Genomic DNA, 18,267 nt, shown 5'->3' with positions numbered 1-18,267 from the left:
CCGGTGGATCCGCAGACCGGATACCCGGTCTGGTATTCCGATGGCACCGTCAAGCTGCAGCTGTGCTACATGGCCGAAGCGGGCTGCCTTTCCGAGCCGCCGAACCCGGCCGCACCCGCCTCGTATCCGGATAACTTCCCCGAGGAGGCCTTCTGGTTCGCGGCGGAAGCCGAAGGAGGAAACCTGGGACTCTACGAAGCTGCCTTGGAAGCCGCCCACGCCAACGACGTCGTGCGCAAGGGCGATCAGAATGGCTTCGCCCGGCTGCGGTTCAGGCTCAACAACCTCGTGGCAAACAAGTCCTATACGATCACTCATCCCTATGGGGTGAATACCTTCGTCGCGGAACCTGATGACAAGAATCCGGCACTGGGGTTCATCAAGCAGACCCTTGATGTCGGAGATTGCGCTCCAACCGCCACCAGGGCGTGCGACTGGGCTGGAGTGGGTGAAAGTTTCCTCGGCGACTACACCACAGGCTCAACGGCAAAGTTCCTCAAGCAGGTCGGCGCGGCACCGGGAACACTCGGCAGCATCACCACAGCCCGGGCCGTAACCGGAGCCCCCTCGGGCACCAACGCGGTGATTGTCACCGGCCCCAATGCCGGCGGCCCCGGAGTCAATTCACTAAGGGTCAGTACGTTCACCGTTCAAGGCTTGATTTTCAACGGAGCCGATGGCGCGCCTTCCTCCCCCGATCTCAGAGCGGCCAGTGACACCGGCCGGTCGAGTACGGACAACATCACCAAGGACGCCACCCCGACGTTGGGAGGAACGGTTCCGGGCCTCGGCGCAGCGCCGGCCACAGTCCAATTGATGGTGGACGGCGCCGCCACGCCGGCAGCAACGACAGCCACCGTGAACGGACGCTATTCTGTGGCCCTGCCGAAAGCCCTCGCCGCAGGCACGCACAAGGTGAAGGCCAGGATCGCCAATCCCGCCTACGCCATCGACCCTGCGACCGGTGCTCCCACCAACCCGGCAACACCGAGGTACCTGGTCTCGCAGACGCTGACCTTCACGGTCGACACAGCGGCACCTCCTGTGAAGATTGGAACGTCCCGTCCATCAGATCCATCCCTGGACAGGACCCCGACCTTCAGGTTCAGCAGCACTGATCCCGCGGCATCGTTCGCTTGCCAACTGCTGCCGAGCAACAGGGCCTGGGATAAGACCTGCGCATCACCAAAGACCTATGACGCGCAGATCAACGGGGACTACACCTTCAAGGTACGTGCCACCGACGCCGCGGGTAACACCAGCGTCCCGGCCTCGTACGCCTGGCGGATCGGACGCACGGATACCTTCATCCCGAAGGTGGTCAGCCGGACGCCCGGGTCGAACGCAACAGGCGTCATCAGGGCGGCAAACACCACCGTCGAGTTCAATGAACGAGTCGGCGGCATTAACGGCACGTCTTTCTCTCTCAAGAAAGCTGCAACCGGTGCAAAGGTGTCTGCCACTGTCAACTACAACGCGACAACCCGGACGGCGACGCTGAATCCACGTTTCACCCTGGCGGCGAACACCCGGTTCACCGCTAGTTTGGGCTCCGCAATCAAAGACAAGGCTGGTAACCCGCTCAAGATAACCAGCTGGACGTTCACCACCAAGCGGTAAGCGGTCAGTACTGGCACATCCAGTCACAGATGCGGTCCCGGGCCGGCCATAGCCGCCAGCCGGGGACCGCATTTGTGCCCAGCCGGCGCCGGTGGCGGAAAGGTCCTACCAACCGAGAAAGACGCCGCTCGGCCAAGAAGCGGCGCGCTGGTGCGATGCGCCGCTTTCGGTGGAGGTGTGAAGTGCCGTCATGGAGGACACGCAATTTTTTCCCGGTTACAGACCAGCCGCCCACACCTGCTAAGCTTTTTCAGTTCCCAATTGATGTTGAACAGTCAGCATCAGGCCCTCGTAGCTCAGGGGATAGAGCGTCTGCCTCCGGAGCAGAAAGTCGTAGGTTCGAATCCTATCGAGGGCACCAATCGTCTGAAGACCAGCCATGCCGCGCCCCGCCCCCAGATCTGCTGCACCCCTTCACAAGCCACATCATGACAGGATGCTCGTATGGGGAAACGATGAAAACTCTCGTCATCACAGTCACGGTCTCGGTTGCACTCATAGCCACTATCGCGTGGGTCTTGTCCTGGATAACACTTCTGGACGCGGTCGCGGCAGTAGCAGTGGCGCTGCTGATCGCCCTGGTGCTGGGACGCCTCAGGGAAACAGCGGTGAAGATTGCTTCGAACGATGAAGGACAGCGTCATCACCGTGGGCGTGGTGGTGGTGGGCTGATGTGACCGCTGCGGCGCGATTCGGGTCAGTTTAGTGTTGAGAGAGTGTGGTCGCTGCGGTGTCATGCCGCAGGTCCTGCATCTACAGCATCATTCCATTCCCGTCACGCGCATGGTGATGTTGATCCTTCCCTGGCTGAGTCCCGTCTGCGGATCAGCCGTTCCCGGCAGCGTCTTTGGGACACCGTGGTAGGCGAAGCGCGATGGCCCGCCGAACACAAACAGATCCCCTGACATCAGCTCGACGTCGGTGTACGGCTTGTTCCGGTTTTCGGTATTGCCGAACCGGAACAAGCAGGTATCGCCGATGCTCAGTGACACCACTGGGTCGCTGGCCTTCTCATCCTTGTCCTGATGCATTCCCATTTTCGCCGCATCGTCGTAGTAGTTGATCAGGGCTGTGTCGGGCGTATAGCCGTCACCGGCTGCCGGGTCGAGGTAGCCGTCGACCAGCGCTTGGCGCCCAAGCTCAATCATCCAGTCCGGAACTTGGGCAACCCGGCCGCCACCGGCGTCGTCGGCGGTTCTGGTGTATTTATAGGGTTGCCAGTGCCAGCCCAGGCACACCGTCTTGACCGACATTTGGCGTCCGCCCGGCAGCCGGGCAGAACGCATCGGGACCGGCCCTACGGCCCAGCGCCGGCATTCTTCGACAATCGCCCGCTGCCGCTCAATGCCGAGCCAAGCCGGCACGTGCACCGCTCCCGGCGCGATTTCGGAGCGCTCCCGCGGCAGCAGCATCCCGTTCATGATGCCCCCAAGTCTATTTGGCACTTTCATGCCGCCTCCAGTGTCAACAGTGTGCGCTTGGCTTCGGGGCCCCCAACGTATCCGCCCTGAGTCCCATCGGAACGAACCACCCTGTGACACGGCACGACGACGGGAAGCGGGTTGGTGCCGCACGCGGTTCCAACGGCACGGACCGCTTTGGGACTGCCCGCCAACCGGGCGAGCTCTCCGTAACTGGCCGTGCTGCCGTAGCGGATGTCCGGCAGATGGGACAGAATGTCCCGGCGGAAACCGGACGATAGGCGGAGATCGAGTGCCAGCTCGAACTGGCTCCGGCCCCCCGCGAAGTATTCGTCAAGCTGGCGGGCAGCGTCATCGAGCCGGGCCGGAGCCTCCAACACACGGGGGCTGATTTTCTCGGCCAGGCGATTCAGAACCGCCTGGTGGTCTTCGCGGACGTAGGCCACGCGCACAAGCCCGAGCTGTGTGGCAGCGAGCAAGAGCGGCCCGACAGGTGTGTCAATGGTCCGATAGGCGACATCCAGCAGGTTTTGTTGTTCCGCCGCCTGCACCAAGCGGGCGTGGAGGCGCCGGTTGGCGTCGTCGTCATTCCTGCTCAACGCGCCCACGATGCCACCGGGCTCTGCAGGTGTTGGTTGCGTATTCATGGGGTATCTCCCTGATAACTTTTGCGAAGTGTTTTGAGACCGTCGGCCGCCGCCCGGCGGGCCGCGGCTTCAGAATTGCCGAGCAACCCGGCGATACTGGCGTAGGGCAATCCGGCCAGGTGGCGGTAGGCGAGCGCCTCGCGTTGTTTCAGCGGCAACAGCTTCAGCGCCTCCCACAGTTCCCCGTCCGCGGGCTCCGGAATGCCGTCATGACCGGGCCTCTCCGGCAGATCGTCCACGGGAAGCGGTCTGCGGGCGGCCGAGCGATGCTGATCGATCGCCTTGCGTTTGGCAATCGTGACCAGCCAGGCCTCCACATTGGCCGCCGGATCCAGTTCCGGGTAGGCCCGCAGGGCAGCCAGGAATGTCTCCGACCATGCGTCCTCGGCATCGTGGTGGCCGAGGACGGCGCGGCAGACCCGCAGCACAGTCGGTCCGTGCTCCGTGACGATCTGCTCGAATGGTTTCAGTCTCACACCCGGTAAACGTCCTTAAGGCCGGATTCGTGAGATTCGCTGGTTGGGGATTTCATTATCTGTAGCGCTGCCTAGAACAACGCGGGTGTTTCGAACCGGGAAGGATTTTCCAGTCCCAGCAGGAACTTCTTCCGCTCCAGCCCGCCTGCATAACCTGTCAGGGACCCATCGGCGCCAACCACCCGGTGGCAGGGGACGATGATGCTGAGCGGATTGCGTCCATTGGCCGCTCCAACCGCACGGATGACCAACCTGTTGCCCAGCTGATCGGCCAGCTGCCCGTAGGAGCGCGTCTCACCGTAGGGAATTTCGGTCAGCAGCTTCCAGACCTTGTGCTGGAAGCCGCTGCCGGCCGGCGCCAGCGGCAGCGTAAATGTGCGGCGCTCACCGGCGAAGTATTCCTCCAACTGGCCGGTTGCCTCTTCGAAGCCGGCGCTGCCCTCATCACCAAATGTTCCGGTGTCGGGCATATGCGTATGTTCAGCCATATACACGGCGCTAAGGACCCCGTCCGTATTGACCAAAGTCAGAACGCCGATGGGCGAATCGATGCTGGTGTGCGTTCTCATGTCTCTCCTCAACGGACCGGGCCTGGCTCCATTCTGCCAGTCCGCACTAAGCCATTGGCTGAAGTGGCACAGCCGGGATGCTCCGCCTGCTTACTGTTGGTGGGAAGCGATGGAAGGAGTAACTATGTCACGCATAGCCATTATCGGAGGTCATGGAAAAGTTGCCATGCACCTCGCGGAAATTCTCACCGGCGGAGGCCATCAGGTCAGTTCGCTGTTCCGCAATCCGGATCACAGCAGCGATGTCGAAGCCACCGGTGCAACGCCGGTTGTTGCCGACCTCCAGCAGCTCTCCACAGAGGAGATTGCCGGCAAAATCAAGGGTCACGACGCCGTGGTGTGGTCGGCTGGTGCTGGCGGCAGCGGCGCTGATGCGACCTACGCAGTGGACCGTGATGCCGCGATCCGCTCCATGGACGCAGCCAAACGGGCAGGCGTGGACCGCTATGTGATGGTCTCGTTCATCGGTTCCAGGAAGGATCATGACATTCCCGAAAGCGATGGGTTGTTCGACTACGCGCAGGCAAAGGCTGCCGCCGACGATTACCTCCGGGGCACGGATCTGTCGTGGACGATCCTCGGACCTGGCATGCTGACCGAGGATGAAGGGACCGGGCGGATCGAAGTCGCTCCGGAGCCAGCCGGGAACAAGGTTTCGCGCGAGGATGTTGCCCGGGTGGCCGCGCTTGTCCTGGAGAAGCCCGAAACCGCCGGAAAGTTTATCCCGTTCAACAATGGAGAAACGCCGATCCAGGACGCCATTGACTCCGCGTCCTGACACGGTTGGCTGAGCATTAAACGTCGACGACGGCGGTCCCGCAGCGTAATGCCGCGGCGACCGCCGTCGTCGTTTTTATGACGGTTTCAGGATCGCAAACTGCCGCGATTCCTACTGGAGGAGAGTCTCGTCATCCGTAAGCTTCTCGCCCTTGATGTTCTCGAACTCCTGCAACAGACCCTTGACGGTCATCTTCGACTTTCGCTCCTGATTGAGGTCGAAGAGGATCCTTCCATCATGCATCATGATCAGCCGGTTGCCCAGCCGCAGCGCCTGTTCCATGTTGTGCGTGACCATCAACGTGGTGAGTTTATGCCGGTCGACAATCTCCTGAGTCAGGCGTGAGACCAGCTCGGCGCGCTGGGGATCCAGCGCAGCCGTATGCTCGTCCAGCATCAGCACCTTGGGTTCGCTGAACGTGGCCATCAGCAGGGACAATGCCTGGCGCTGACCGCCCGAAAGCAGTCCCACCTTGGCCTTGAGCCGGTCCTCGAGCCCCAACTCCAGCGATTTGAGTTCCTCGCGGAATTTTTCCCGCTTCTTGTTGGTCACGCCGATCGAGAATCCACGCCGGTTTCCCCGCTCATATGCGATCGACAGGTTTTCCTCGATCGTCATATTCGGCGAGCTTCCCGCCATCGGATCCTGGAAAACGCGGCCGATGTACTTTGCACGCTGGTGGTCCGCAAGCCGGGTCACATCGAGCTCGCCGATCGTCACCGTGCCAGTATCGGGCAGCAGCTTGCCGGAGGTGATGTTCAGAATCGTCGACTTGCCCGCGCCATTGCTGCCGATGACGGTGACAAAGTCACCACTGTCGAGCTTGAGCGTCACATCGTCGAGCGCTACCCGCTCATTGACCGTGCCGCCGAAGAAGGTCTTGCTGACGTCCCTAATTTCCAACATAGCTGCCCCTTGCCTTCGCACTGACTTTGGTCTTCTTCAAAGTCCGGTATGTCGGCATCTTCTTGAAGAATTTCCACTGCGGCAGGATCAACGCCAGGATGACCAGCACCGAGGAAATGAGCTTCACGTCCGAAGGATCGAACCATTCGATCCGCAGCGCCAGCGTAATGAAGACCCGGTACGCAATGGCACCCAGGATCACGGCCAGGGTGGAGATCAAGATCAACCGGCTGCCGAATACGGCCTGCCCGATGATCACCGAAGCGAGCCCCACCAGGATCAGGCCGATACCCATGCTGATGTCGGAGAAGCCCTGGTACTGGGCGATCAAGGCGCCGCATATTGCCACGAACCCGTTCGAGAGCGCCAGACCGAGGATTTTCATCCTGTCCGTGCTGACTCCGAAACTGCGGATCATTTCCTGATTGTCCCCGGTCGCCTGCATCGCCAGTCCCATATCGGTGTGCAGGAACCAGTCCAGGAACAACTTCACCCCGATGGCCACCAGGGCGAAGATCGCGATCGAGACCCACGTACCGAGCCATCCATTCTCACGCAACGGCGTGATCAGCGTGTCCTCCCGCAGGAGCGGAATGTTCGCACTGCCGCCCATGATTCTCAGGTTGATCGAGTACAACGCAATCATCGTGAGAATACCGGCCAGCAGACCGTTAATCTTTCCCTTGGTATGAAGAAGACCGGTGATCACGCCCGCCACCATTCCAGCGGCGAAGGCTGCGATGGTGCTCAGGAGCGGGGGCGCTCCATTGACGATCATGATGGCCGCAACAGAGGCCCCCGTGGTGAAACTCCCGTCAACCGTCAAATCGGGGAAATCGAGGATGCGAAAGGTCAGGTAGACCCCTAGAGCCATAATCGCGTAGATCAGCCCTAATTCAACAGCTGTATACATTAATTACTTACCTTTAGTTCCTTGCCGCTTACTTTTTGATGACCCGGTCGGCCTGGTCCAGCAGCTCCTGCGGAACCTCCATGCCCATCCGCTCGGCGGCCTTGGTGTTAATAACCAGCTGGATGTCCTCGAGGGTCTCGATCGGCATCGTTGCCGGATCGGCGCCTTCAAGAATCTCGATGGCCATCATGCCGGTCTGGTGACCGAGCTTTTCGTAGTCGATGCCATAGGTGGCCACACCACCCTCCGCAATGGAGTTGGCCTCGCCCACGATCAACGGAATCTGCTTCTTTTCCGCGACCTGGACAACCGATTTCAGGGCCGAAACCACGGCGTTGTCGGTCGGCACGTAAATGGCATCCACGTTCAGGGAGTTGGCTGCCTGCTGCACCTCGGAGGAGTTGGTGACTGTCGCTTCCTCGAGCTTGAGGCCCATTTCCTTGGCTGCTTCGCGTGCCAGCTTGACCTGGACCTCGGAGTTGACCTCGCCGGAGCTGTAAACAACCCCGACAGTCTTGGCATCCGGTGCCAGTTCCTTAACCAGGCTCAGCTGCTTCGCCACCGGGTTCAGGTCGCTGGTGCCGGTGACGTTGCCGCCAGGCTCTTCCAGGCTGTCGACCAAGCCGGCTTCCTCCGGAGCGGTGACGGCGGTGATCAGAACGGGGATGTCGGTGATGGACTGCGCGGCAGCCTGGGCGGTCGGAGTAGCGATAGCCAGGACCAGGTCCTTGCCCTCCGACGCGAACTGGCTGGCAATCGTCGTCGCCGTCGCCTGGTCGCCCTGGGCGTTCTGCTCGTCGAACTCGGCGTTCTCATAGCCGTTCTCGGTCAGAGCCTGCTTAAAGCCGTCGCGTGCAGCATCAAGGGAGGGGTGCTCGACGATCTGGCTGATACCGATCTGTACAGGTTCGCTGCCGCCGCCGGCTTCGCTGCCGGATTCCGACCCGCCGCCGCCACAACCGGTCAGCATTAGTGCGGAGGCGAACAGGCCCGCACCCACCTTAGTAAGTGATGAACGCTTCACTGGGATAGTCCTTTCAGGGATGGTGTTTCCGCATGTAATCATCTGTGATTTGGCTCATATTGTCTAAACAAGCGAGCAGAACAAATACGGAATGTATCTGGAGCGACGCTCCTGTAACCAGTATGTGCGCGGGTTTGCCGCCAGAGCGCCGATTGTCCATGACGTAACCGATTCGTTAGCAGATAACGGTGGCAATTGTGAGCGCAGTCACGGCTGGCGGCTAAACTGGCCGCGGGCGCCCAACGATGCCGGCAGGGGGAATGGTGAATGTTGTCAAAGGACGTTGTCGACGCCGGCACCCGCCGCCCTCGCCGGCCCACCTCCGGCAATCCGGTGTTTACCCGGCTGATTGTCCTCGTGGCTCTGGGTCTGCTGCTGGTGGTGCTGGGAGCCAACTCGATGGGTGCACCGGACGCTTCCCCGCGGTTCGAAATCGGCGAAATCGACCGCGAGCCGCCAAGCATCGCCTCCCCGCGGGCAACCGAACCGGGATCCGGCGGCCAGGCAGAACCGGAACCAGAGCCCGGCGACTCATCCTTGCCGCTGGTACTAATGCTTGCAGCGGCCGCCCTCCTGATCATCGGCGCTGCGCTGATAGTCCAGGCCGCCGTGCGGATCCGGTATTCGGAACGGAATGATCCGCTGGAAGAGGAGGAGCCCGACGGCGATATCGTACCCCGGATCCTGGAGGAGGATCTCACCGCCTTCGAACGGCATTTCGACGACGCCGAAGCCGCATTGCTGGGTGAGGATGCTTCCGCGGATGCCATCATTCAATGCTGGCTGGCGCTCGAAAGGGCCGCGTCTTTGGCCGGTCGGGGACGACGGTTGAGCGAGACGCCGTCGGAATTCACCGCCGCCGTCCTTCATGCTTTCGATACCGATCCGGACGACATCCGGCTTGTGCTGCGGCTTTATCAACGCGCACGGTACGGGGTCAGAGCGCAGCGGGCGGCAATCGGTGGTCCTGAGCTGTCCACCGCACGGCTGGCCCTGGCTTCGCTGCGGCGCGACATAGAGAAAGACCTGCCGATTAAGAGGTCAATATGACCGGGATCCGCGCGAACCAACTGAAGCGTGCACGCGAACGGGCCGACCGCAGGCTCACCGCGCACAGCAAACCACGCCGGCACCGGTGGCGGCTGCCGCTGATCCTGGCCGCCGTTGCAGCCCTTCTGGTCTGGGCCTTCGATCTGGATCCCGCGCATGCTGTCTCGGTGATCGCCGGCGCGGCCGTGCTGGGCCTGTGCAACGACTTTGCCGATGGATTACGGACCCAACGGCTGCAGCCGGAAAAGCTCCGGGGTCATGAACAAGGCGCCACAGAACAGCAGTTCGTCGCGTATTCGCTGACCTCCGGCTCCCGGCCAGTCGGCGAGCGTGCGTACCGGCACTTCCTGAAACTGGCACGGGGCAGGATCAAATTGCTGGGAATCGGAATTGGCGGACCGGAATCGGCAGGAAACCGGGTCCATGCCGGAACCCTGCTCCACAGTTTCCTCACCGATCAGGGCCGCGGTGCACGCATGACCCATGCCGAACTGCGCAAGTGCCTGGATCAGCTTGACGCGCTGATTCCTGACGTAAAACCGTCGTCGAACCGCCCAGTAGCAACGGAAAGCAGGCCGCAAGCATGAAAACAGCCGAGACCATCTCCATTCAGGACGTCAGCCGGCTCAGCCGGGAAATCCTGGAAGAAATCGGAACGGTGATTGTCGGCATGGATGAACCACTGCGGCTGGCCCTCGGCTCTGTACTGGCGGGCGGGCATGTGTTCTTCGAGGATATGCCGGGCCTCGGCAAGACGCTCGCGGCCAAGAGCATGGCCGGGGTTTTAGGGCTTGGCTTCCGTCGGCTGCAGTGCACCCCGGACCTGCTGCCGGCCGACATCACCGGTTCTTCGATTTACGACCCTGCCACGCGGCAGTTCGATTTCCATCCCGGTCCCGTGTTCACCGGTTTGTTCCTGGCCGACGAGATCAACCGCACCTCCCCCAAGACCCAGTCGGCCCTGCTCGAGGCGATGGCCGAGCGGCAAGTGTCGGTCGAAGGCAAAACGCTGCCGCTGCCCAGACCGTTCCATGTCTTCGCCACCTCCAACCCGATCGAATTCGAAGGCACCTATCCGCTGCCAGAGGCGCAGCTCGACCGCTTCCTGGTCCGGCTCTCCGTCGGATATCCCACGGCGGACGGCGAATCGGAAATCATCTCCCGCCGGATCGCGCGGCGCCAGGAGGAAACCACGGTGCGCCAGATTGCCAGTGCCGAGGCGCTGACGGCGATGCAGCTGGCGGTTGAAGAGGTCGACGTCGACCCGGATGTGATCGCTTATGCCGTGGCCGTGGCCGCTGCGACCAGGGAACACAACGACGTCGAAGTTGGCGCCTCCCCACGCGGGTCCCAGGCACTGATTCTGCTCGGGAGGGCGCTGGCCGCCATCGAGGGACGCGGATTCGTGCTGCCCGAGGACATCAAATCCTCTGCCGTCCCGGTCCTGGCACACCGCATCACGCTCACGCCGGCATCCTGGGCCCGTGGCGTCCGGACCGAAACCGTCGTCAGCGAATCACTGAACCGGATCGCCACGCCACCATCGGCGGCGCGCAGTGCCTGAGACCAAACGCGTTCCCTGGCAGCTGTCGGGGTCGTGGAGCGCAGCGGTCCTGCTCGGCATCGGAAGCCTGGTGGCCGGGTTGATTGCGGGCCGGCCCGACGTCGTCGTCACCGGCATTCCGCTGGTGCTGGTGGCGGCCGTTGCCCTCAACGCCCGGCATCAACGGCCGCCGACAGTCCAGGTGGACGAAGACGGCGGCGAGCGCGACGACGAGCTGTACACCGCGCCGCTGGGCATCAGTTCCGGCGCCGGCCTGGCAACGGTGGCGGTAACCGGTGCCGGCTCGCGGCCGGACAGCTACGTGCTCGATACCGGGGATTCGGGCCTCAAGATGACCATCCAGCTGCCCCTCTCCGGACAGCGCGATATCTACGTGCTCAGCTACTCGGCCATTTCCGCCGATTCCTCGCTGACGCATCAGACCGTGCCGCTGCGGCCAAAGCGGTATACCGTGCTGCCGGATCTCGGGAAACTGCCCGCATTGCCGCTGCCGCCCCGGCTGAGCGGACTTACCGGCGATCATGCCTCCCGGATACCGGGCGATGGCGGCGAGCTGCGCGATATTCATCCCTTCCAGGCCGGTGACCAGCTGCGCCGGATCGATTGGCGTGCCACCGCCCGCCTCTCCCCCGCCCAGGATGAACTCTATGTCCGCCGGACCTACACCACCTCGGAGGCCAGCATCATGATGCTCGTCGACACCGAGAGTGACCTGACCGCTGAGGCCGCGACCTGGTACGGCGGAGACCTGCCCTCTCCACTGGTCTATTCTTCCCTCCACCTTGCCCGTTCCGCCGCCACCGTGGTGGCCGCGTCCTACCTGGCCCGCGGGGACCGGGTCGGGTTGATGGAACTGGCCAGCTACCGCCGGGGCCTCCGCGTCTCCGCCGGGCGCCGTCAGCTTGAGCTGATCCGGCTGCGGCTGACTTCCATGCGTGCAAGCACGAACCTGGACAAGCCAGCGCAGGATCCGGTCATTCCGTCCGCAGCCCTGGTGATGGTGTTCTCCCCGTTCATGAACGACGACGGTGAGCGGCTGCTGCTGAAGTGGCAGCACCTGGGCCACACAGTAGTGGGGATCGACACGTTACCGCACCTGAACACATCGGGACTTTCCGCGACCGAGGAATTGGCATTGCGGATGGAGCTGATGTCACGGCGGGACCGCATCGCCAGGCTGAAGCACGGCGGCGTGCCGGTGTTTGGCTGGCGGGGGCCGGAGCGCCAGGACGTGCGGGGCGGAGGCCGCCTTCACGGGCTGGAGGGCAGTGACGCCGCGCCGGACCAGTTGTCCATGACCACCGGACTGCAGATGCTGGGAAGATCCGCCGGCCGTTCGCGCCGGCCCGCCGGAAGGAGTGTCCGGTGAGCGGAAATTCGTACTGGGTGCGTCCTCCGTTGCAAGGCAGCACTGGCAGGGTTGCCAGTCTCGACGTCGGACGGGCTGTTCCGGTCTGGGTACTGTCCGTCGCTGCGCTGATCATTGCCGTTGCGATCAGTCTTCCGATGCTGGAGTTGGAAAGTATTTGGGTGTTGTTGCCCCTGGGCTCATTTTTGCTGGCCGCGGCCCTGCCCTCGGTCGGCACAATGCTGCTCTCGTTGTTCCTGCTGCTTGCCGGGTTCTTCTTTACCTATGACGGCATCTCGGTCATGACCTTCCTGCTGGTGCTGGCTGTCCACGTCCTGTATGTGCTTTACGCCCTGACCGCGGCAGTCCCGCGGCGGGCGCTCGTCTCGATTGCTGCACTGAGGACGCTGGGACTGACCGCGCTCAAGATCCAGCTCGTGTCCCAGAGCGCAACCTTGGTGGCAGTTCTGACTGCGCAGCAACAAGCCATTCCGGCCATCGCCGTGCTGGCCAGCGGTGTGATTCTGGCATTGGTCCTGCTGCTCCGCCGCGGCGCCAGCTCCTTCCCGGAACCCGAAGCCAGGGCGCAGGATCAGGACTAAGACCTCAGCCTGGAGCCTCGGCCTCAAGTTTCAACCTCAGCCTCAAGTTTCAGATCCCAGGCTGTATGGAATTGGACTGGGACTGCCCGTGGCTGTGCGCATACAGGTCGCGAAGCAGCGCGATTTCCGCACCGTGGTGGATCATTTCCCGGTTGATGTGCAGCACCAGTGATCCCATCGGCCAGGTTTCGAACCCGTCCTCACCGCAGGGACGGTCCAGACCTTCGGTTCCCAGCCCGCGGACGCCCTCGATCCACAGCTGGTAGCCGGCGTCGAGCCGTTCCAGCGCCTCTGCAGCGCTGGCGGGATAATCGTAAGAACGATATTCGGTGGCGGGTCCACCGAAATGACTCGCGTTGCGGGCTCCCAGGACGGCGACCAGGATGTGCGCCAGACGCCAGGCGATGGTGGTCACTGGAGCCGGTTGAGGTTCGGGAATACCGAAGTCGATCGTGTAATCGCCTACTCCAACAGCCATCGGCGCGGTGCTGGTACCGACAGGGCGCAGATTCCAACAGCCCGGAACCGGCTCCCAGAAATACTCCTCGTCAGTCAGCCCGTCTAATCGTGCACGCAGCTGATGGTCCCAGTGCCAGGCCAATTGGTCGGCAAGTTCCTTATTCACATCCATACCCACTGTCTTCTCCTCCTGAGTGCTTAATCAGCAGTCGGTTTTAGCTGCTGTTGCAAGCGTAGGACCGATTCAGGACAGTCCTTGTCCTCAATGCGGAGTAGATTTTGAAGCATGTTGGAAACCTCGGCGCGGCTGCTGCAGCTATTGTCCCTGCTGCAGATCCGCAGGGAATGGACGGGAGCCGCGTTGTCCGACCGCATGGCGGTGACCGAGCGTACCGTGCGGCGGGATATCGGCAAACTGCGGACCCTTGGCTATCCGATTTCGGCTTCTCCCGGAGTGGCAGGCGGTTATCAGCTGGGCGCCGGTGCACAGTTGCCGCCGCTGCTGCTTGACGACGGCGAGGCGCTGGCAGTGGCGCTCGGGCTGGCCGCAGTCGCTTCCGGACCTGTTGCCGGCATCGGCGAGGCCTCCGTCCGTGCGCTCGCCAAACTCGAACAGGTGCTTCCACCCCGGCTGCGTACACGGTTTGCCGCCCTCAAGGGATCGGTGTGGACGCTCGCCCCTCCCACCACACCGGTGAATCCGGATTGTCTCACCGCCATTTCCGGGGCAATCTCCGATTCCCGTACCGTCGCCTTCACTTATTCCGGTTATGACGGCGACACCACCCGGAGGTTGGTCGAACCGTACCGGCTCGTGGACACCGGACGGAGATGGTACCTGGTCGCCTGGGACACAATGCGTGAGGACTGGCGGACTCTCCGGGTGGACAGGATCAGCAGCCCGCCGTCGGAGCGCAGCCGCTATCAGCCCCGCGCGCTTCCGGCGAAGGACTTGGCGGAGTATGTCCAGCGCTCGATCACCCGCTCGCCATACCGTTATGACGTCGTCGTACGTCTGCATGCACCATTGGCCCGGATTGCAGAGTCTGTTGGACCGTCCATTGCGCAGCTGCAGGCGGACGGTGCCGACTGCACGATTCTGCGGGCTGGATGGGATTCGCTCGACATCCCGCTCGTGCATCTGGCCGCTTTGGATGTTGATTTTGACATTCTCGAACCGGCCGAGATGCGTGAGGAGGCGCTACTGATGGCCGAGCGGCTCCAGCGGGCGGGAAACCGGACGCAAACGGCGGGCCAGGAATCAACCGACTCCTGACCCGCCTGCTGCTTTGCTGCTTGCCTTACGGGTTATTTAACCGCCAGCTCGTGGCCATGCTCCGGGTGGAGTCCGCCGCCGCTGTCAGTTCCGCCTCCCAGCGGGTTTCCGGTGAACTTTTCCTTGTTTTTGGCGTTGCCCTTGACGGCCTCGCCTTCACCGTTGACGCCAACCGTGCTCATCGCGTAGGTGAGGGTCAAATGAGCGACCGCATCGCTCATCTCGTCCACGGCCTGAACGTTGACATTGCTGAGATCGTCACAAGCCGCGTGGTAGCACTTGTCATAGGCGACGCCGGCCTGGCCGCCGAAGAGGGCAGCTTGTTCTTCAGTCTTGATCCCCTCGGCTCCGGTGAACAGCCCGCCGGCCGGGATTCCTTCGGCGATGAAGGGTCCATAGTCGCTGCGGCCGCTGAACGCAGTCTCTCCCGAAGCCAGCCCCTGCGAGGCAAAGTAGTCGTGGAAGTCCTGCTCAATCTCGCCCGATCCCTCAGGTCCTTCAGCGGCACCCGGACCAACCGGGAAGGCCGAGTTGTCGCCGTCGTACACAAACCGGCCATAGTTCGGCGAACCGATCATGTCGAAGTTCAGGTAGAGGCCAACCTCGTCCAGTTCTCCCTTGGCTGCGAGGTCGGCGACGTAGTGCTCGGCTCCCAGCAGGCCCAGCTCCTCGGCACCCCACCAAGCAAAGCGGACTTTGTTTTCTGTCTTCACCTTCTGCATGGCTTCGGCGACGGAAAGAATGGCGGCGCTGCCGGTTCCATTGTCGTTGATGCCCGCTCCAGCGAGAACGCCATCGAGGTGTCCGCCAACCATGACCACATTGTCCGGGTTGCCGGAAGCAGTTTCCGCGAAGACGTTCCAGGTCACGCGGGTTTCGGAAATTGTGTCGACCTTAACGTGGGCCTCGACACCATCGCCGAGGAGGTCGTTGCCGACGGCGTGGCTGGCGCCGACAACCGGTATAGTCACGGCAGGAGAACCAAGGGTTCCAATGACCGCTTCAGTGGCGCCTTCCGCTCCGGAGTTGAAAATGATGACGGCGGACGCATCGGCTTGCTCCGCGTTGATAGCCTTCTGCGCGAAGGTACAGCTGCCGCGCTGGATCAGTGCGATTGAACCAGCCGTGAAGCCGGCAAAGTCGTCGGCCTCGCAGCCGCTGTCACTCGCTCCAGCCGTACCGTCGGTGTCGACTGCGGAGACGGCTGCGGTAATCTCGCCCGAGCCGGAGAACGTCATAGTCTCATAGTCGTCTTCGGAATAATCCGTTGCCACCGGAGCTGTCTTAGCCAGAACGGCCGGGCTCAATTCCGCATAAAAGGGGAATTCGAACGCCTGCAGTTCAGGATCATAACCGGCAGCCCGCAGGTTCTCGACAATGTAGTCGACAGATGCCTTGTATCCCTCAGTTCCCGAGGCACGGGTACCGTCGTGCGCCGCGGCAATGTCGTTGAGTGCCCCCAAGTGGCCCATCACGCTCTCCGGGGAGACCGCAGTGCGCAGCTTTTGCGAGTTGTTGTTGTTGCTGTTCTCGTGGGTGGGATCGGCGTTCGCCGCAAACCCTCCGGAGGCAACCAGGGACAGGCTTCCGGCGACCACCACAGCGGCGCGCCCAAGCCGGCTTTTTGCCTTCGATTCCGTAATTCTCACAGTGATTCCTATTCTGTGTTCGGATGAAAAAGAGGCTTGTGGTGTGGGTCACACAGCCGCAAGCCACGAACACAGTAAGGGTTGATTAACTGAAAGGGCAATACCTGAAGACGAATATCAGCAAATGAATGCCAATGTTGTAATTCACCATTGCCCTGCGGCATATCGAAGGATATGCTTCCTCCCCAACAGACGTCAGGGGACGTTACCGGTATGGCGTTTGGTTTGCTTCAGCGCCTTCCGCCGTCGTCCAGCTCGGCCTTCCGCTTGCGGAGCCCCTTGAGGACGAAGAAGGCTCCTCCAATTACCATCACGGTGGCGAGCAGAACCAGCATCGACCCGAAAAGTACATCCGGTTTGCCGTCGTCTGGCCGGAACAAGAAATTCCCTCCGTCTCCGTTCAGCGCGCCGATTCCTTCGGGGAAGAAGAACAAAGACACCACGATCAGGGCAATACCTACCGTTACCTGATGCGCCCAGCTCTTCTGCTCGTCGCCGTCGTCCCCCTCATGCGGGGCAGGGATCTGCGATTCCGGGTCTCGGTCCATTTCCTCAAATTATCACGTGCCCGTGTGCCGACCCTGTTGAAGCCGGTGTAGTTCAGTTAGTCAGTGAACGCAGCACTCGTGCAGGCGAGCCCACAACAATAGTGTTTTCCGGTACGTCCTTCGTCACTACGGACGCAGCCGCCACGACGGCGATGAAAAAGAGGCTTGTGGTGTGGGTCACACAGCCGCAAGCCACGAACACAGTAAGGGTTGATTAACTGAAAGGGCAATACCTGAAGACGAATATCAGCAAATGAATGCCAATGTTGTAATTCACCATTGCCCTGCGGCATATCGAAGGATATGCTTCCTCCCCAACAGACGTCAGGGGACGTTACCGGTATGGCGTTTGGTTTGCTTCAGCGCCTTCCGCCGTCGTCCAGCTCGGCCTTCCGCTTGCGGAGCCCCTTGAGGACGAAGAAGGCTCCTCCAATTACCATCACGGTGGCGAGCAGAACCAGCATCGACCCGAAAAGTACATCCGGTTTGCCGTCGTCTGGCCGGAACAAGAAATTCCCTCCGTCTCCGTTCAGCGCGCCGATTCCTTCGGGGAAGAAGAACAAAGACACCACGATCAGGGCAATACCTACCGTTACCTGATGCGCCCAGCTCTTCTGCTCGTCGCCGTCGTCCCCCTCATGCGGGGCAGGGATCTGCGATTCCGGGTCTCGGTCCATTTCCTCAAATTATCACGTGCCCGTGTGCCGACCCTGTTGAAGCCGGTGTAGTTCAGTTAGTCAGTGAACGCAGCACTCGTGCAGGCGAGCCCACAACAATAGTGTTTTCCGGTACGTCCTTCGTCACTACGGACGCAGCCGCCACGACGGCGTTGTCACCGATCGTCACGCCCGGCAGAACGGTGACATTGGAACCGATCCAGACATTGCGGCCGACCACGATAGGGGCGGGGTGCATGTCCGCGCGGCGGCTGGGCATCAGGTCGTGGTTGAGCGTGGCCATCACCGTGTTGTGCCCGATCAAGCAGTCGTCGCCGATGACCACACCGCCCTGGTCCTGGAACTTGCACCCGGAATTGATGAAGATCCGCTCCCCGAGGACGATGTTCTTCCCGAAGTCTGAGTAGAGGGGCGGGAAAACCGTGACGGTTTCGTCAACCGGTTTGCCCGTCAGCTGCGTCAACAGTTCCCGAACCCGCGCCGGTTCCTGATATCCGCCGTTGAGTTCGCTGGTAATGCGCAAGGCCTCCTGGCTGACCCGGTGCATGACCTCATGCAGCGGCGAATCCCCGGTGATCGTAGTACCGGCATTCAGTGCCTCAAGGAGATCGTCGAGTTCCATGTTGTCCTTTCGGTTGCGTTTGGGGCGTCTGGCTTTGTGGGCCCCCGACACCGCGGCGCAAGTCTATGCGAGCCTGGCCGGAAAGTGCCCGTGCCCGGCTTGTGCGCCGTTTTGGCAT

Annotated in this window: 21 protein-coding genes and 1 tRNA gene; 10 read left to right on the top strand and 12 right to left on the bottom strand. The window is 62.0% G+C overall.

Going from position 1 to position 18,267, the window contains the following annotated elements; genetic code table 11:
* The 3 genes from Y707_RS0117355 to Y707_RS0117345 form a co-directional block, all read left to right on the top strand.
* A partial coding sequence (locus Y707_RS0117355) for an Ig-like domain-containing protein (protein ID WP_026536020.1) occupies positions 1 to 1,620 on the top strand: 1,620 nt, incomplete at its 5' end.
* 285 nt (positions 1,621 to 1,905) lie between these two features.
* Positions 1,906 to 1,981, top strand: a tRNA-Arg gene (locus Y707_RS0117350).
* Positions 1,982 to 2,075: 94 nt separating this feature from the next.
* The gene (locus Y707_RS0117345; protein ID WP_026536019.1) at positions 2,076 to 2,297 is read left to right on the top strand and encodes a hypothetical protein; all 222 of its coding nucleotides are present in this window, start codon (positions 2,076 to 2,078) and stop codon (positions 2,295 to 2,297) included.
* Between the two features lie 84 nt (positions 2,298 to 2,381).
* Here Y707_RS0117345 and Y707_RS0117340 read toward each other — a convergent pair whose 3' ends face one another.
* The 4 genes from Y707_RS0117340 to Y707_RS0117325 all read right to left on the bottom strand — a co-directional run bounded on the left by Y707_RS0117340 (position 2,382) and on the right by Y707_RS0117325 (position 4,733).
* Positions 2,382 to 3,041: an alpha-ketoglutarate-dependent dioxygenase AlkB family protein gene (locus tag Y707_RS0117340; protein ID WP_026536018.1), complete on the bottom strand. Its 660-nt coding sequence runs from the start codon at positions 3,039 to 3,041 to the stop codon at positions 2,382 to 2,384.
* A gap of 26 nt (positions 3,042 to 3,067) precedes the next feature.
* Positions 3,068 to 3,688, bottom strand: coding sequence for a methylated-DNA--[protein]-cysteine S-methyltransferase (locus tag Y707_RS0117335; protein WP_035782307.1), 621 nt, complete (start codon positions 3,686 to 3,688; stop codon positions 3,068 to 3,070).
* Positions 3,685 to 4,158, bottom strand: coding sequence for an RNA polymerase sigma factor (locus Y707_RS0117330; RefSeq protein WP_216699285.1), 474 nt, complete (start codon positions 4,156 to 4,158; stop codon positions 3,685 to 3,687). The genes Y707_RS0117335 and Y707_RS0117330 overlap by 4 nt, the downstream gene beginning before the upstream one ends.
* A 77-nt stretch (positions 4,159 to 4,235) precedes the next feature.
* Positions 4,236 to 4,733, bottom strand: a complete 498-nt coding sequence (locus tag Y707_RS0117325; protein ID WP_026536015.1) for a methylated-DNA--[protein]-cysteine S-methyltransferase — start codon at positions 4,731 to 4,733, stop codon at positions 4,236 to 4,238.
* 124 nt (positions 4,734 to 4,857) lie between these two features.
* Between Y707_RS0117325 and Y707_RS0117320 the strand changes: the two genes are divergently transcribed.
* Entirely contained in the window at positions 4,858 to 5,511 is a 654-nt protein-coding gene (locus Y707_RS0117320) for an SDR family oxidoreductase (RefSeq protein ID WP_026536014.1), read from the top strand.
* Between the two features lie 111 nt (positions 5,512 to 5,622).
* On the opposite strand, the gene Y707_RS0117315 is transcribed toward Y707_RS0117320, so the two are convergent.
* Genes Y707_RS0117315 through Y707_RS0117305 form a run of 3 tightly spaced genes read right to left on the bottom strand, consistent with a single transcriptional unit; the run spans position 5,623 to position 8,354 of the window.
* Positions 5,623 to 6,417, bottom strand: coding sequence for an ABC transporter ATP-binding protein (locus tag Y707_RS0117315; protein WP_026536013.1), 795 nt, complete (start codon positions 6,415 to 6,417; stop codon positions 5,623 to 5,625).
* Positions 6,404 to 7,330 (bottom strand): ABC transporter permease, encoded by a 927-nt coding sequence (locus Y707_RS27105; RefSeq protein ID WP_081744962.1) that lies wholly within the window; start codon positions 7,328 to 7,330, stop codon positions 6,404 to 6,406. Before Y707_RS27105 ends, Y707_RS0117315 begins: the two co-directional genes overlap by 14 nt.
* 28 nt (positions 7,331 to 7,358) lie before the next feature.
* Positions 7,359 to 8,354: an ABC transporter substrate-binding protein gene (locus Y707_RS0117305; RefSeq protein WP_026536012.1), complete on the bottom strand. Its 996-nt coding sequence runs from the start codon at positions 8,352 to 8,354 to the stop codon at positions 7,359 to 7,361.
* Between the two features lie 267 nt (positions 8,355 to 8,621).
* On the opposite strand from Y707_RS0117305, the gene Y707_RS29160 reads away from it, so the two are divergent.
* Genes Y707_RS29160 through Y707_RS0117280 form a run of 5 tightly spaced genes read left to right on the top strand, consistent with a single transcriptional unit; the run spans position 8,622 to position 12,918 of the window.
* On the top strand, positions 8,622 to 9,404 hold the full coding sequence (locus Y707_RS29160) for a DUF4129 domain-containing protein (protein WP_026536011.1): 783 nt from the start codon (positions 8,622 to 8,624) through the stop codon (positions 9,402 to 9,404).
* Positions 9,401 to 9,991 carry a hypothetical protein gene (locus Y707_RS0117295; RefSeq protein ID WP_026536010.1) on the top strand — a complete coding sequence of 197 codons (591 nt, stop codon included), beginning with the start codon at positions 9,401 to 9,403 and terminating at the stop codon, positions 9,989 to 9,991. The genes Y707_RS29160 and Y707_RS0117295 overlap by 4 nt, the downstream gene beginning before the upstream one ends.
* Positions 9,988 to 10,968 carry an AAA family ATPase gene (locus Y707_RS0117290; protein ID WP_026536009.1) on the top strand — a complete coding sequence of 327 codons (981 nt, stop codon included), beginning with the start codon at positions 9,988 to 9,990 and terminating at the stop codon, positions 10,966 to 10,968. Before Y707_RS0117295 ends, Y707_RS0117290 begins: the two co-directional genes overlap by 4 nt.
* The gene (locus tag Y707_RS0117285; protein ID WP_026536008.1) at positions 10,961 to 12,337 is read left to right on the top strand and encodes a DUF58 domain-containing protein; all 1,377 of its coding nucleotides are present in this window, start codon (positions 10,961 to 10,963) and stop codon (positions 12,335 to 12,337) included. Before Y707_RS0117290 ends, Y707_RS0117285 begins: the two co-directional genes overlap by 8 nt.
* The gene (locus Y707_RS0117280) at positions 12,334 to 12,918 is read left to right on the top strand and encodes a hypothetical protein (RefSeq protein ID WP_026536007.1); all 585 of its coding nucleotides are present in this window, start codon (positions 12,334 to 12,336) and stop codon (positions 12,916 to 12,918) included. The genes Y707_RS0117285 and Y707_RS0117280 overlap by 4 nt, the downstream gene beginning before the upstream one ends.
* 49 nt (positions 12,919 to 12,967) lie before the next feature.
* Here Y707_RS0117280 and Y707_RS0117275 read toward each other — a convergent pair whose 3' ends face one another.
* Positions 12,968 to 13,549 (bottom strand): DinB family protein, encoded by a 582-nt coding sequence (locus Y707_RS0117275; protein ID WP_026536006.1) that lies wholly within the window; start codon positions 13,547 to 13,549, stop codon positions 12,968 to 12,970.
* Positions 13,550 to 13,663: 114 nt separating this feature from the next.
* Here Y707_RS0117275 and Y707_RS0117270 point away from each other — a divergent pair, with 114 nt between their 5' ends.
* On the top strand, positions 13,664 to 14,653 hold the full coding sequence (locus Y707_RS0117270) for a helix-turn-helix transcriptional regulator (protein WP_026536005.1): 990 nt from the start codon (positions 13,664 to 13,666) through the stop codon (positions 14,651 to 14,653).
* Between the two features lie 32 nt (positions 14,654 to 14,685).
* Here the strand turns inward: Y707_RS0117270 and Y707_RS27090 are convergent, their stop codons facing one another.
* The 4 genes from Y707_RS27090 to Y707_RS0117250 all read right to left on the bottom strand — a co-directional run bounded on the left by Y707_RS27090 (position 14,686) and on the right by Y707_RS0117250 (position 18,149).
* Positions 14,686 to 16,302 (bottom strand): M20/M25/M40 family metallo-hydrolase, encoded by a 1,617-nt coding sequence (locus Y707_RS27090; protein WP_051442146.1) that lies wholly within the window; start codon positions 16,300 to 16,302, stop codon positions 14,686 to 14,688.
* A gap of 230 nt (positions 16,303 to 16,532) precedes the next feature.
* Positions 16,533 to 16,850: a hypothetical protein gene (locus tag Y707_RS0117260; RefSeq protein WP_026536004.1), complete on the bottom strand. Its 318-nt coding sequence runs from the start codon at positions 16,848 to 16,850 to the stop codon at positions 16,533 to 16,535.
* Positions 16,851 to 17,209: 359 nt separating this feature from the next.
* Entirely contained in the window at positions 17,210 to 17,527 is a 318-nt protein-coding gene (locus Y707_RS0117255) for a hypothetical protein (protein ID WP_026536004.1), read from the bottom strand.
* Positions 17,528 to 17,579: 52 nt separating this feature from the next.
* Positions 17,580 to 18,149 carry a DapH/DapD/GlmU-related protein gene (locus tag Y707_RS0117250; protein WP_026536003.1) on the bottom strand — a complete coding sequence of 190 codons (570 nt, stop codon included), beginning with the start codon at positions 18,147 to 18,149 and terminating at the stop codon, positions 17,580 to 17,582.
* Positions 18,150 to 18,267 lie beyond the last annotated feature (118 nt).

The sequence above is a fragment of the Arthrobacter sp. H14 genome (assembly GCF_000520495.1).
Lineage (GTDB): Bacteria > Actinomycetota > Actinomycetes > Actinomycetales > Micrococcaceae > Arthrobacter_C.
Note: the sequence above shows the minus strand (reverse complement) of the source record. Positions and strands in the feature narration are given on the sequence as shown.

Coding starts and splice junctions, on each gene's coding strand:
- Y707_RS0117345 (WP_026536019.1), top strand. CDS start 2,076: ATGAAAACTCTCGTCATCACAGTCACGGTCTCGGTTGCACTCATAGCC.
- Y707_RS0117340 (WP_026536018.1), bottom strand. CDS start 3,041: ATGAACGGGATGCTGCTGCCGCGGGAGCGCTCCGAAATCGCGCCGGGA.
- Y707_RS0117335 (WP_035782307.1), bottom strand. CDS start 3,688: ATGAATACGCAACCAACACCTGCAGAGCCCGGTGGCATCGTGGGCGCG.
- Y707_RS0117325 (WP_026536015.1), bottom strand. CDS start 4,733: ATGAGAACGCACACCAGCATCGATTCGCCCATCGGCGTTCTGACTTTG.
- Y707_RS0117320 (WP_026536014.1), top strand. CDS start 4,858: ATGTCACGCATAGCCATTATCGGAGGTCATGGAAAAGTTGCCATGCAC.
- Y707_RS0117315 (WP_026536013.1), bottom strand. CDS start 6,417: ATGTTGGAAATTAGGGACGTCAGCAAGACCTTCTTCGGCGGCACGGTC.
- Y707_RS27105 (WP_081744962.1), bottom strand. CDS start 7,330: ATGTATACAGCTGTTGAATTAGGGCTGATCTACGCGATTATGGCTCTA.
- Y707_RS29160 (WP_026536011.1), top strand. CDS start 8,622: ATGTTGTCAAAGGACGTTGTCGACGCCGGCACCCGCCGCCCTCGCCGG.
- Y707_RS0117295 (WP_026536010.1), top strand. CDS start 9,401: ATGACCGGGATCCGCGCGAACCAACTGAAGCGTGCACGCGAACGGGCC.
- Y707_RS0117290 (WP_026536009.1), top strand. CDS start 9,988: ATGAAAACAGCCGAGACCATCTCCATTCAGGACGTCAGCCGGCTCAGC.
- Y707_RS0117275 (WP_026536006.1), bottom strand. CDS start 13,549: ATGGATGTGAATAAGGAACTTGCCGACCAATTGGCCTGGCACTGGGAC.
- Y707_RS0117270 (WP_026536005.1), top strand. CDS start 13,664: ATGTTGGAAACCTCGGCGCGGCTGCTGCAGCTATTGTCCCTGCTGCAG.
- Y707_RS0117260 (WP_026536004.1), bottom strand. CDS start 16,850: ATGGACCGAGACCCGGAATCGCAGATCCCTGCCCCGCATGAGGGGGAC.
- Y707_RS0117255 (WP_026536004.1), bottom strand. CDS start 17,527: ATGGACCGAGACCCGGAATCGCAGATCCCTGCCCCGCATGAGGGGGAC.
- Y707_RS0117250 (WP_026536003.1), bottom strand. CDS start 18,149: ATGGAACTCGACGATCTCCTTGAGGCACTGAATGCCGGTACTACGATC.